10 protein-coding genes and 1 pseudogene are annotated in these 13,489 nt (G+C 56.4%); 7 read left to right on the top strand and 4 right to left on the bottom strand.

Annotation, left to right across the window (positions count from 1 at the left end; translation table 11 throughout):
* Positions 1 to 152 precede the first annotated feature (152 nt).
* The 5 genes and pseudogenes from hsdR (at position 153) to CLH62_RS07320 (ending at position 7,081) form a co-directional block, all read left to right on the top strand.
* Positions 153 to 2,576: pseudogene (gene hsdR / locus CLH62_RS07340) on the top strand (EcoAI/FtnUII family type I restriction enzme subunit R).
* Positions 2,577 to 2,626: 50 nt separating this feature from the next.
* Positions 2,627 to 4,123 (top strand): type I restriction-modification system subunit M, encoded by a 1,497-nt coding sequence (locus CLH62_RS07335; RefSeq protein ID WP_099617436.1) that lies wholly within the window; start codon positions 2,627 to 2,629, stop codon positions 4,121 to 4,123.
* The gene (locus CLH62_RS07330; RefSeq protein ID WP_170005764.1) at positions 4,120 to 5,892 is read left to right on the top strand and encodes a restriction endonuclease subunit S; all 1,773 of its coding nucleotides are present in this window, start codon (positions 4,120 to 4,122) and stop codon (positions 5,890 to 5,892) included. The genes CLH62_RS07335 and CLH62_RS07330 overlap by 4 nt, the downstream gene beginning before the upstream one ends.
* Positions 5,889 to 6,590: a DUF3800 domain-containing protein gene (locus CLH62_RS07325; RefSeq protein ID WP_099617435.1), complete on the top strand. Its 702-nt coding sequence runs from the start codon at positions 5,889 to 5,891 to the stop codon at positions 6,588 to 6,590. The genes CLH62_RS07330 and CLH62_RS07325 overlap by 4 nt, the downstream gene beginning before the upstream one ends.
* 2 nt (positions 6,591 to 6,592) lie before the next feature.
* Complete coding sequence (locus CLH62_RS07320) at positions 6,593 to 7,081, top strand: hypothetical protein (RefSeq protein ID WP_099617434.1); 489 nt, start codon at positions 6,593 to 6,595, stop codon at positions 7,079 to 7,081.
* 236 nt (positions 7,082 to 7,317) lie between these two features.
* Here CLH62_RS07320 and CLH62_RS07315 read toward each other — a convergent pair whose 3' ends face one another.
* Together CLH62_RS07315 and CLH62_RS07310 are read right to left on the bottom strand one after the other, a co-directional pair.
* The gene (locus CLH62_RS07315) at positions 7,318 to 8,910 is read right to left on the bottom strand and encodes an MFS transporter (protein WP_099617433.1); all 1,593 of its coding nucleotides are present in this window, start codon (positions 8,908 to 8,910) and stop codon (positions 7,318 to 7,320) included.
* 257 nt (positions 8,911 to 9,167) lie between these two features.
* A complete protein-coding gene (locus CLH62_RS07310) occupies positions 9,168 to 10,325 on the bottom strand; it encodes an NnrS family protein (protein ID WP_099617432.1) in 1,158 nt (385 codons plus the stop codon).
* A 73-nt stretch (positions 10,326 to 10,398) separates the two neighbouring features.
* Between CLH62_RS07310 and CLH62_RS07305 the strand changes: the two genes are divergently transcribed.
* Complete coding sequence (locus CLH62_RS07305; RefSeq protein ID WP_099617431.1) at positions 10,399 to 10,962, top strand: Yip1 family protein; 564 nt, start codon at positions 10,399 to 10,401, stop codon at positions 10,960 to 10,962.
* On the opposite strand, the gene trhA is transcribed toward CLH62_RS07305, so the two are convergent.
* Positions 10,963 to 11,652 (bottom strand): PAQR family membrane homeostasis protein TrhA, encoded by a 690-nt coding sequence (gene trhA, locus CLH62_RS07300; protein ID WP_099617430.1) that lies wholly within the window; start codon positions 11,650 to 11,652, stop codon positions 10,963 to 10,965. It abuts the gene before it with no gap.
* Positions 11,653 to 11,818: 166 nt separating this feature from the next.
* Here trhA and wrbA point away from each other — a divergent pair, with 166 nt between their 5' ends.
* Positions 11,819 to 12,418 (top strand): NAD(P)H:quinone oxidoreductase, encoded by a 600-nt coding sequence (gene wrbA / locus CLH62_RS07295; protein ID WP_099617429.1) that lies wholly within the window; start codon positions 11,819 to 11,821, stop codon positions 12,416 to 12,418.
* Between the two features lie 94 nt (positions 12,419 to 12,512).
* Here wrbA and CLH62_RS07290 read toward each other — a convergent pair whose 3' ends face one another.
* A complete protein-coding gene (locus CLH62_RS07290; protein WP_099617428.1) occupies positions 12,513 to 13,220 on the bottom strand; it encodes a Crp/Fnr family transcriptional regulator in 708 nt (235 codons plus the stop codon).
* Positions 13,221 to 13,489 lie beyond the last annotated feature (269 nt).

Raw genomic sequence — 13,489 nt, 5'->3', positions numbered from 1 at the left:
GGGCTTTTTGCATAATGCCGGATACGGGTAGGTCATCGGAGCTCGGCAACAAGCACACAAACCTTCTGTAACCTAACGATATGGGCTAACCTGAAGCCACAAAACCACGCAAAACCAGATGGTTGCATACCAGAAGTAATGGCGGCGAGCACATGGACAAGAAACAGCTCACAGAGCGGGACATCTGTACCAAGTACATCAACCCGGCCCTGCAGAACGCAGGCTGGGACATGCACAGCCAGGTGCGGGAAGAAGTGTCGTTCACCGCCGGCCGCATCATCGTGCGTGGCAGGCTGCATACCCGTGGCAAACGCCGCCGGGCGGATTATGTTCTCAGCTTCAAGAAGAACATGCCCATTGCTATCATCGAAGCCAAGGACAATAACCATAGCCTTGGCGACGGCATGCAACAGGCTCTGGCCTATAGCGATGCCCTGGATGCCCCCTTTGTGTTCAGCAGCAATGGGGACGGTTTTCTGTTCCACGACCGCACCGGGCTCTTCGGCCAGACAGAAACCACCCTCGGCCTGGACGAATTCCCCTCCCCGGAAACCCTCTGGGAGCTTTACTGCCAGCACAAGGGCATCAACCAGGCCGCCCGGCAAACCGTCGAACAACCTTATTATGATGACGGCAGCGGCCGCACACCTCGGTATTACCAGGCCGTGGCCATTAACCGCACGGTAGAAGCGGTGGCGCGCGGGCAAAACCGCATCCTGCTGGTGATGGCCACCGGTACCGGCAAGACCTTCACGGCCTTCCAGATAATCTGGCGTCTGTGGAAGTCCAGGCAGAAGAAACGCATCCTGTTCCTGGCCGACCGCAACATTCTGGTAGACCAGACCAAGAACAACGACTTCAAGCCCTTCGGCCAGGCCATGACCAAGGTCACCAACCGAACGGTAGACCCGTCCTACGAGATTTACCTGTCGCTGTACCAGGCCGTTACCGGCAGCGAAGAAGAGCAGAACATCTACAAGCAGTTCTCACCAGACTTCTTCGACCTCGTAGTTATAGACGAGTGCCACCGGGGCAGCGCCTCTGTGGACTCCGCCTGGCGCCAGATTCTGGAATACTTCTCGGCCGCTACCCACATAGGCCTGACCGCCACACCAAAGGAAACCCGGGAAGTATCCAACATCGACTACTTCGGCGAACCGGTTTACACCTATTCCCTGAAGCAAGGTATCGAAGACGGCTTCCTGGCTCCCTACAAAGTTGTCCGCATTGACCTGGACCGCGACCTGCAGGGCTGGCGCCCGAGTAAAGGCCAGACCGACAAGCATGGCGAACTCATCGATGACCGCATCTACAACCAGAAAGACTTCGATCGTACCCTGGTGCTGTAAAAACGCACCTTGGTGGTTGCCAGGAAGGTTACCGAGTTTCTGGAGCAGACGGACCCTTACCAGAAGACGATTGTGTTCTGCGAAGATATCGACCACGCCGAACGCATGCGCCAGGCGTTGGTGAACCTGAACCCGCTGCGGGTGAAGGAGAACCGCAAGTACGTGATGCGTATTACCGGCGATGAGCAGGAAGGCAAGGCCGAGCTGGACAACTTCATCAACCCGGAAGAGCGTTACCCGGTCATTGCCACCACCAGTAAACTGATGACCACCGGCGTGGACGCCCAGACCTGCAAACTCATCGTGCTGGACCAGCGCATCCAGTCCATGACTGAGTTCAAGCAGATTATCGGCCGCGGCACCCGCATCAACGACGACTACAACAAGCACTGGTTCACCATTCTGGACTTCAAAAAGGCCACCGAACTGTTCGCGGACCCGGCGTTCGACGGCGACCCGGTGAAGGTCTATGAGCCCAAAGGCGACGATTCCATTGTGCCGGATGATGAACACGAGGTTCTGGACCCAGCCGCGACAGAGCTTCCGTTAAGTGAAGAGGCCGAAGGTTACGAAGTCGAGCCCGGCGAAAGCTGGCACAGCGATGACAGCACGCTCGCCTGGCCTTCTGGTGACGGGGAAAAGACCAAGCGGGTGAAGTACGTGGTGGGTGATGTGGAAGTGAGCGTTATCGCCGAACGCGTCCAGTACCTGGGCCCGGACGGCAAGCTCATCACCGAAAGCCTGAAAGACTTCACTCGCAAGAAAGTGAAAGAGCAGTACGCCACGCTTACAGATTTCCTCAAGCACTGGAACCAGGCCGAGCGCAAACAGGCCATTATCGAAGAACTCGCCGAGCAAGGCGTCATCTGGGACGACCTCATCAAGGACGTCAGCAAGAAACTGGGGGGTGAGCCCGACCCCTTCGATGTCATCTGCCACATCGTCTACGACCAGCCGCCCCTGAGCCGCAAGGAACGGGCCGAGCAGGTGCGCAAGCAGGATTACTTCAGCAAATACGAAGGGGCCAGCAAACAGGTTCTGGATGCCCTGCTGGACAAGTACACAGACTCCGGTATCGAGCCCATCGAGGATGTTAAAATCCTCACCCTCGCGCCATTCAGCCAGATAGGCTCACTGATGGAGCTTGTAGATGCCTTTGGCGGCAAACCGGGCTACACCGAAGCCGTGAAAGACCTGGAAGACGAGCTGTACCGCCAAACGTCCTGAACCGAATTACGGTTTACCACCCATTCTGAACACACGGGAACTGAACACTTATGTCTATCAGCACCACCATCAAATCCATCCAGGACATCATGCGCAAAGACGTAGGCGTAGACGGCGATGCCCAGCGCATCGGTCAGATGGTCTGGATGCTGTTCCTGAAAATTTTCGACGACCGGGAAGATGAGTGGGCAATTACTTACGACGACTACAAATCTCCAATTCCGGAACACCTCCGCTGGCGCAACTGGGCCGCCGACCCGGAGGGCATGACCGGCGACGAACTCAACGACTTCATCGACAACACCCTGTTCCCCGGCCTGCAGAACCTGGAGCCGGCCGGTGACGACTACCGGGGCGTGGTTATCCGCAACGTGTTCGAGGATGCCTATAACTACATGAAGTCCGGCCAGCTCATGCGCCAGGTCATCAACAAACTGCAGGAAGGTGTCAACTTCAACAAATCCGCCGAGCGCCACGAGCTGGGCGATATGTACGAGCAAATCCTCAAGGACCTGCAGAGCGCCGGCAACGCCGGTGAGTTCTACACCCCGCGGGCAGTGACCGAGTTCATGGTCAACCGGGTAGACCCGAAACTGGACGAGAAAGTGATGGACCCGGCCTGCGGCACCGGCGGCTTCCTCACTTGCACCATCGAGCACAAGCGCAAGCACTACGTCAGCACCCCGCAGGACGAACAAACCCTGCAGAAGAGCATCCACGGCGTTGAAAAGAAGCCCCTGCCGCACCTGCTGGCCACCACCAACCTGATTCTGCACGGCATCGAAGTGCCGGACCAGATCAAGCACGACAACACCCTGGCCCGCCCGCTCATCAGCTGGGGCCCGAAAGAACGGGTAGACGTTATCGTCGCCAACCCGCCCTTCGGTGGCATGGAAGAAGACGGCATCGAAACCAACTTCCCCAGCGCCTTCCGCACCCGGGAAACCGCCGACCTGTTCATGACCTTGTTCATCCACCTGCTGCGGGACGGCGGCCGCGCCGCCGTGGTGCTGCCAGACGGCTTCCTGTTTGGCGAAGGCATGAAAACCCGCCTCAAGGAAAAGCTGCTGGACGAGTGCAACCTGCACACCATCGTGCGCCTGCCCAACGGCGTGTTTAATCCCTACACTGGCATCAAGACCAATCTGCTGTTCTTCACCAAGGGCAAGCCCACGGAAAACGTGTGGTACTACGAGCACCCATATCCAGAAGGTGTGAAGAGCTACAACAAGACCAAGCCCATGCGCTTTGCCGAATTCCAGACGGAAATCGACTGGTGGGGCATCGAGGCCGACGGATTTGCCAGCCGGGTAGAGACCGAGCAGGCCTGGAAAGTGTCCATCGACGATATCAAGGCCCGCAACTACAACCTTGACATCAAGAACCCCCACGTAGGTGAGCAGGTCATCCACGACCCGGACGAACTGCTGGCCAAGTACGAACAGCAGCAAGCCGAAATCCAGGAAATCCGCCATCAGCTGCGAGATATCCTGGCCGACGCGCGCTCCCACAACAGTGATGAAAACACCGGTGGAGGTGCGGCGTGAGTGCGCAGGAGTTGATTACCGAACACCTGGATTTGTGGACTGGGGCGGTATCAAAGAAGTCCAGCAGTGGCCGGGGGAGTAATGGCAAGGTTGAGCTGACTGGGGTTAAGAAGCTTCGGGAGTTGATTCTGGAGTTGGCTGTCCATGGAAAGCTCGTGGAGCAAAATCCTGCTGACACTCCCGCCGGCCAATTTCTAGAACGCATTGCAGAGCGTCGGAAAGAGTTAATTGCGTCTAAGAAAATCAAAAACTCGAAGCCGCTACCGCCAGTAACACAGGACGAGGCTCCGTCAGAGCTCCCTGTGGGTTGGTCTTGGACAAGATTGGGCTCCATCGCGGAGGTCAACCCGCGCAACGTGGGAGACGATTCGCTAGAGGCATCCTTCATTCCTATGCCTCTAGTCACTACCTCATACCATGGTGACCATGAAGATGAGCCTCGTAATTGGGGAGAGATAAAGAAAGGCTACAGTCACTTCGCAAACGGAGATGTCGGGCTGGCGAAAATCACACCTTGCTTTGAAAACAGCAAGGCCGCTGTCTTCCGAAACCTTAGAAATGGCATAGGTGCCGGCACAACCGAACTACATGTAGCGCGACCACTCTCATCTGCCATCAATCCGTACTTCTTACTTCTGTTTCTGAAATCGCCACGATTTCTGAAAGAAGGCGAAAAAGTCATGACCGGCTCCGCTGGCCAAAAGCGAGTTCCAAAAGGCTATTTTTCGGAAACACCACTACCACTGCCCCCAGAGGAAGAACAACACCGCATCGTCCAAAAAGTCGATGAACTCATGGCCCTCTGCGACCGCCTGGAACAGCAAACCAGCGACCAGCTCGAAGCCCACGAAACCCTCGTGGACACACTGCTCGGCACCCTCACCCAATCCGAAAGCGCCACCGAACTGGCCGACAACTGGGCCCGCCTCGCTGCCCACTTCGACACCCTGTTCACCACCGAACAGAGCATCGACAAGCTCAAGCAGACGATTCTGCAACTGGCGGTGATGGGGCGGTTGGTGGAGCAGGATGTGGGAGACGATTCCGCCAAAGGACTACTCGCAAGCATCGAGCGTCGCAAACAAGAGCTTGTTGAAGCTAAACAAATCAAGACCCCGAAGAAACTTCCGGCTATCACATCAGAGGAGACTCTTTTCGAGATCCCTCAAAACTGGCAGTGGGTTAAGTTTGGCGAACTCGGTCTTTTCATCAACGGTGATAGAAGTAAAAACTACCCCAACAAAGAAGAGTATGTGGAACGCGGTGTGGCATGGATAAACACCGGCCACATTGAGCCAAGCGGAACGCTGACACGAACTCACATGCACTTCATTACACGCGAAAAGTATGACTCGTTGCGAAGCGGGAAAATTGAACCTACTGACCTAGTATACTGCCTTCGCGGTGCCACCTTCGGAAAAACGGCCTTTGTTACTCCCTACGAGGAAGGAGCTATCGCTTCCTCCCTAATGATAATACGTCCATACCTTCCAGCGATGCGCAGCTATATCTACCGCTACCTAACCAGCCCGTTTGGCCGTAGCCAAATCTTTAGGTTTGACAATGGCTCAGCGCAGCCAAACCTGTCAGCAAACAGCGTGATGATGTATGCCTTTCCCTTACCACCTCTTGAGGAACAGCACCGCATCGTCCAAAAAGTTGATGAACTCATGGCCCTCTGCGACCAACTCAAAGGGCGCCTGAACCAGGCCAACGAAACCCGCTGCCAGCTGGCCGAAACCATTGTTGAACAGGGACTTTCAGCATGACTACCGAATACAACGTTTACTGCGACGAATCCTGTCATCTGGAAAATGATGGCCAGAAAGCTATGGTTCTGGGCGCCGTCTGGTGCCCGAAAGACAAACGTCTGGAAATCGCCGAGCGGATTCGTGAAATCAAACAGAAGCATGGGCTCGAGGGTGATTTCGAAATCAAATGGACCAAGGTGAGCCCATCGAAGCTCGCCTTCTATCAGGACATTGTTGATTACTTTTTCGATGATGACGACCTACATTTCCGCGGGCTGGTGGTTCCGGACAAAAGCGTTCTGGACCATAAACAACATCAGCAGGACCACGATGAGTGGTACTACAAGATGTACTTCACCATGCTGAAAACCATTTTTGACCCTGAATCCCGCTATTACGTCTACATCGACATCAAAGACACGCTGGGCCATGAGAAAGTCGAAAAACTTCAGGACATTCTCTGCACCAACGCGTACGACTTCTCACGGAAAATGATTGCAGATGTGAAACGTGTCCACTCCCATGAAGTCGAACACCTGCAGGTAGCAGACTTGCTGATAGGCGCCCTGTCCTACCTGCACCGTGGATTATCCGGAAACAGCGCCAAGGAAGCTCTCATCGCACGAATCAGGCAGCGCAGCGGCTACCGTCTGACACTCAATACCATGATGCGAGAGCTGAAGTTCAATCTTCTGATTTGGAACAGCAGGACCTGACCATGGATGGAACACCAGATTGGCTACCCGAACTGGAGCTTTTCTCCCACTATGGCGGAAACTGGGAGCAGTATCTTGAGGCTATATACAGAATATTCTGCCAAGACTTCGTAGATTCTAAGCCGGTGTTCCGAGGACAGCATTTGGCCCTGAAAAGGCACCCAATTGTAGACGGGAAGGAAGCGACGTTCTGGCACATGACCAGCGAAGGAAGCGTGGAAGCTGAGAGAACACCGGATTTTAGAAGATGTGAGCGAATCCGTTGGCCCCGCCCGGTCATCGAAAACGAGCAAGACCCAGCATTGAAAGTGTGGTCAGAAAAACGGGGCAACGAAAACCGGATTCATCTCTGGTTCGAGGCGGAAGGCTACTTGGTCGTTCTAGCCGAGCGAGCAACATACACACTGCCCTGGACGGCCTTTTACATCGACCGCCAACACCAACGGGACAAATACACAAAGCGCTGGAAAAGAAACACTAGCCGGAAATAAGGCTGGCCGCGCCCTCGAAGAGGACGGGGCCGTAACTCCTTCCACACTTACGCCCGTGGGCTGGTAGATGAGCTGTGTCGAACTATAGTGCCACCTCAGGCTAATTTCAATGAACGTTCGGCTATTTCGTATACGAGTCCACGGAGGTTGTGCCTAGGCGGGCAGAAATAAGAACCCCCACGTAGGCTCCTGTTGGGGCCAAGAGGCAGGGGTCGTGTTACAAGTAACGATACCAGTTACGGGTTCTTTATGTACGCACCCTTGCGCAGATAGAACCACCAGTTAACCACCAGGCAGAGGGCGTAGAACACCGCAAACCCGTACATGGCCACTTCCGGAGTCCCGGCCTGGATTTCCTGGCCCATTACCCTTGGGGCGATGAATGCGCCATAGGCGGCCACGGCGGAGGTCCAGCCCAGAACCGGGCCTTTTTGCTGCTGGTTGAAGATGAAACCGATGCTCCGGAAGGTGGAGCCGTTGCCGATACCGCTGGCCGCAAACATGATGATGAACAGAATCAGGAAGGGCGCAAAGTAGGTATTCGGATCGGTTGAGTTGTACGCCAGCATCATCACATAACCAGTGGCCACGGAGGCTATCACCATCACAACCGAGATGATCTGGGTAACGATGGAGCCGCCCACCTTGTCGGAAATCCAGCCGCCGACGGGGCGAATCAGGGCGCCGACAAACGGTCCCATCCAGGCCCAGGTCAGTGCGCTTGGCGCTTCCGGATTCACCACCCGAGTCATTGTGCCGTCGGCGGCAACTTCCATCATGTTTCCGAAGATGACGCTGATGGACAGCGGCAGGGCAGCCGAGAATCCGATGAAAGAGCCAAAGGTGAGGATGTAGAGAATTGTCATGGACCAGGTGTGCTTGTTGCTGAAGATGGCAAACTGGTTCTGGATGTTGGGCTTGATGTCACCCGGAATCAGTCGCAGAAGAATCAGGGTGAGCACGATGGTCAGCGGCAGTGCCAGCCACATGTTCAGGACGCTCAGGGCCCAGACACCGGCAATGGACGCCAGAATGCCGACGCCATAAAGCCCGAGAATTTTGCCAAAGGCAGATAGTGGGCTGCCGGGGTTCGGGGTAACCACCTTAAGGTTGTTCATGCCAAACCAGCCGGCGAACGCCAGCGGAATCAGGAACAGTAGCCAGATAAAGCCGGCGTTCTGGATCCAGGTGTCGGTGCCCGCCTCAATCCGGCCAATCAGGGTGCCACTCGGGCTTTGCAGCTGCATCGGATCACCGGCCAGGGCTCCGAATATGCCAACGGTCATCACCAGCGGGATCACCACCTGCATGGTGGTGACGCCGAAGTTACCCAGTCCGGCGTTCATGCCGAGGCCATAGCCCTGTTTGCTCTTCGGGTAGAAGGTGCTGATGTTGCTCATGGAGCAGGCAAAGTTACCGCCACCGATACCCGAGAGCAGTGCCAGGGCCTGGAACACGATAAAGGGTGTGTCCGGATTCATCAGGGCGATGCCGGTACCGGCAGCCGGGATCATCAGCAGGGCGGTGGTCAGGAACACCGTGTTCCGACCGCCGGCAATCTTGATCATGAACGAGGCCGGAATTCGCAGTGTCGCGCCGGACAGGCCTGCGATCGCAGAGAGGGTAAACAGCTGCTCAATGCTGAAGGGAAAACCCAGGTTTTTCATCTGGGTGGTAATCATCCCCCACATCAGCCAGACGGCAAAGCCCATCAGCAGGCTGGGGATGGAAATCCAAAGGTTGCGGGAGGCGATGCGCTTGCCCTCCTGCTCCCAGAATTCTTCGCTTTCGACATCCCAGTGTTCGATGTCTGCGTTGGTTTTGGCCATGATTTTGACTCCCTCGGTTAACGTACCCTGACCGCAAACATCGCGGCACCCGGGCTTCTCGACACCATTGTGCAAAGCAGGGCGGGGAGTCATTCTTGATATTTCTCAAGGACAAACCGGTGTTCGGTCAAGCCTGTTTTCAGACAATATTTTGGTCGTGTTTTTGGTTATTAAAAATCATAAATTTCAATGAGATGCGATGGGGATATTCCGAAATAGGTAGGCATTTCGGCCCTCAGCGCAGTAGAGGTAGCCAATCATTTCCGGCGACTCTGGCTGTGCCGGAACAGCACAGCCAGCTGGAGGGCGACAAGAGCGTAGGTGCAGGACCAGCTTACCGCCGACAACCACAGTAGATCGGGTTCTGCGAGCGGCGTAACGCCCGCATTGAGCCGAGAGAACGCCGCAATAGCCATGGTGATAGCAATACCAATAACCTGCCAGGCGGGAGGTGTGATCCGTCTGGCGCGCTGCCAGGCCAGCCGGAGCATGACACTGGAGGACAGGGTGCCAAGGGCGCCAATAGTGATCAGATGCATGGAGGGGATGGGGTCAGCTCCCTGCAAAAGACTGAACCCGGTGGCGCCGGCGCCTGCCGCCAGCCAGAGATAACCAAGGGCCAGAACCAGCAGGTCGGGTCGGTCTTTGCAACGCCAGAGCTTCCAGCGGCTGGTCCGAACCACAATCAGAACAGCCGCAGCCACCAACAGGAATCCTGCTCCCGGAGCTGCCAAGGGCACAAAGGTCAGAGCCAATGCCAGCGGCAGAATGATCAGCAGCATCCCTTCAATCCGAGGTTGCACCCGTGCCTCCAGGGGAATGCCCCGCTTTTCCAGGGTTCCCGCCACCGCCGGGGCGATGATTCTGCCCCCGATAAATGTCATCAGCAGCAACAGGCCAATGATGGCAGCCGCCATCACATCCCGGGCGTCGGGTGCTGGAGACATAAACCCGTTCAAGGGGCCATTGACCAGCCAGAACACCACCGACAATAGACAAAGAACCAGTATCAGCGGGCCTGCAACCCGGTTGCGCCATTTCTTGGCCGCCTGGAATCTTGGCACGGCGTGGCGGGCCAACAACAGGGCAAACGCCGGGCTGAGCAGTTGGGCGGCCAGGCTTTCCGGGGCCAGAAACCAGCTGATCCGGGCGAGAACCCATAACAGGAACAGCGATGCAAGAATCCGTCGAGGCTGGGGGCCAAGGGTGTAGCCAGCAATCAGGGCCAGCGCAAAGCCGAAGATCAGTTCATGGCCATGTCCTGAGCCCAAAAGACCCGGGGGCCAGCCTGTGCCAGACAGGGCGCTGTAAACGGATAGAGGCACCGCCAATGCAGCCAGAACCGAGGCGGCCGGAAAGAACAGCCAGAACGCATGCAGGTTTTTACGGGGTATCCCCGAGTTGTCCAAAGTCATCTCGTGTCCTTGACCGGCTCTCGCCCCGGGGCTATCAGTAAAAAGACCAAGGGATACATTGTAAAGGTGCATCATGAATATTACACAACTTGCTCGCTTACCATTTTCCGGCAATGGTGCCTGGTCTGAGCTGCGGCGCCTTGATCTTTCCATTCCGTTCCTGGCCTGGGTTGTTGTCGTCCCTATGTCGTTACTGCCGCCGGTGCTGCTTTATTACGCGGGCACGCAATATGGAGATGGTTTTATTCAGGGGTTCGGTGACAAGCAGTGGCGGTTTATAACCACCATTCTGTTTCTGGCCGAACTGCTCACGTTTTTCGTTATGGGGTGGTTGATTCACGCCGTGATGAACAGCCATCAATTGAAGATGAGTTACCAGGATGCCTACCTGCTGGCCGCGATTGCTCCGCTGCCGCTTTGGCTGTCGTCACTGGCGTTACTGGTGCCGGCTCTGGCGGTGAGTATGGTTGCCGTGTTTGCCGGTTTGTTCTTTTCCTGTGCGCTGGTGTATCAGGGCGTTCGCTCCCTCTGTGAGCGATCGGATAACGATGTGGTGGCCATGTCTGCCACCTACACCGTTATGGCGGCGTCCTTGCTTGCCTGGGGCGTACTGATGGCGATGGTGTGGGGGTTCTGATCAGGCCGTGTAAGGCAGAACGCCGAAATAGACAGCACTGAAATGGCAGGCGCTGCCTCCGATCACGAACAGGTGCCAGATGGCATGCATGTACGGAATCCGGTCTGCCAGATAGAAGGCGACGCCGGCGGTGTACAGAATACCGCCGGCGATGGTGAGATTCAGGGCCGTCTCGCTCAGGCTGGCTGCCAGATCTGAGGAAGCGACCGTGATCAGCCAGCCCATGGCCAGGTATATGGCGACGCGGGCAAGCTCATAGCGGTTTTTGAAAATAACCTTCAGCACTACGCCGGTGACGGCCAGTGACCAGATTACTGCAAACAGGGTCCAGCCCACAGTTCCCCGCATGTTCACCAGCAGAAAAGGCGTGTAGGTACCTGCAATCAGCAGGAAGATGGCGCAATGATCAAGGGTTTTGAAGGCTCTCTTCAATTTCGGCTGCTGCGCGCCGTGATACAGGGCGGACGCCAGATACAGCAGGATCAGGGAAGCACCAAAAATGCCGAAGCTGACTATTTTCCAGACATCACCGTGCTGACTGGCGCCAACGATCAGAGCGATGGTTCCGACAACGCTGAGCAGGGCACCCAGACCATGGGTGGCACTGTTAAGCCATTCCTCGATGCGATGGTGGATGTTGTGCGCAGGGGATGGAACAGGTGTCATCGAAAGGTCGTCCATATTGGTCATGCCGTTAAAATACTTGAGCGTACAAGTGTACGCAATGGCCGGGGATGAACGTCCTGTGACCCCATTCAGAAAAACTGAACGACCTGCCGGAAAACTTCCGGTTTCTCTGCAATCCGTCACTGGGTAGCCTTGTCACATCAGATGACAGACAGAGGAGGTTTTCCCAATGGCAAAAGTACTTGTCCTTTATTATTCCATGTACGGCCATATTGAAACGATGGCAAACACGATTGCCGAAGGCGCCAACGATGTCGACGGTGCCGAAATCACCATCAAGCGGGTTCCGGAGACTATGTCGGATCAGGCGTTTCTGGGTGCCGGCGGCAAGGCGGAGCAGGTAGCCCCCGTCGCAGATCCGAAAGAGCTGGCGGATTACGACGCCATCATCTTTGGCACACCGACCCGGTTCGGCAACATGGCCGGCCAGATGCGCACCTTCCTGGATCAGACCGGTGGTCTCTGGGCGGAAGGCAAGCTCCACGGAAAGTTGGCCAGTGTGTTTACCTCGACCGGAACCGGTGGCGGCCAAGAGCATACGATCAGCTCGTTCTGGACCACCCTGGCCCACCACGGCATGGTGATTGTGCCCCTGGGTTACGGGATTCCGGAGTTCTTTGATATCTCGGAAATGAACGGCGGAACACCCTACGGTGCGTCGACCATCGCCGGAGGCGACGGCTCCCGCCAGCCCAGCGAGAAAGAGCTGACGATCGCCCGTTATCAGGGCAAGCATGTGGCCGAGCTGGCAGTAAAACTGCACGGCTAACAGCAAAGCATTGAATAAGCGTTGAGCGTTTTTCAGGGCAGTGGGCGAGAGCTTGCTGCCCTTTTTTATAGTGTATCCGGTCTTGTTCGGGAACTTACGCCCGGTTGCCTGCAGCCCCGGTTTTCAGCCGGGAGAAGGTTGCCGGCACAACACCCAGCCATGATGCCAACTGATTGTCTGGCACTCGCCTGACCAGCTCCGGATATTCCTCAAGCAGCAGCTGATACCGTTCCCGGGCGGGCATGGTGTGTTTCCGGAACTCCCTCATGCTGGTCAGCTCCGCCATCTCCTCAGTCAGGGCCAGGGCGAATTGCGGCCAGAGTCCTTCACCGTGAGACTGAATCGCCGATCTGAAAGCGGCAAAGTCCGCCACCCAGAGCGTCGCGGGCGTGCAGGAGGTCAGGCACAGGGTGTTGCGTACGGTGCGGCTGCGACCGAAGACCGGCCACACCATATCGCCTTCGGAAAAAAAGTGGTGCACAGAGATTTTGCCATTGGGCGCTTCCCGGAACAGCCTGAGGATACCGTATTGAATTAAGTAGACGCTGGCCCACGGTGAGTCATGCTTTTCCAGGTTGGTGTCCGCATCAACCCGGCGCTGATGGAACAGGCGGGCCAGATCTGCCAGAAACCGTGCGTCCGGATCGTTTTCATGGCCTGCCAGGCGGATACCAAATACCCGGCTCAGGCCATTCAGCAGGGCGACTTCGGCGGGAGCGCTGTCGTGCTGGATAATGTCAGGGTTGTTATCACCCAGCATGCAGGGGGCTGAGGACACATCCGGCCTGAAGATGCTGTTCATGGTTTCTACCCTGGTTGAAGTTTTATTCAATTATGGTATCAGAAATATGCTTTTTGAAATGACTTAAATCATTAAGGCTTTTTCACTGAGTCGATTAGGGCTGAGAGTTAGCGGGAGGGCCAGGGCTGGGACCGTCTCCCGAAACACGCTCCTTGCGGCACATCCCTGTGACGCTTGGGCTCCGCCATCCATGGCTCCGCACAGTTTCGGGAGACGGTCCCAGCCCTGGCCCGCAACTCCGAACCCCCGGATCTGGTTGGCCTGGCCTC

It is taken from the genome of Marinobacter guineae, assembly GCF_002744735.1.
Classification (GTDB): Bacteria; Pseudomonadota; Gammaproteobacteria; order Pseudomonadales; family Oleiphilaceae; genus Marinobacter; species Marinobacter guineae.
Note: the sequence above shows the minus strand (reverse complement) of the source record. Positions and strands in the feature narration are given on the sequence as shown.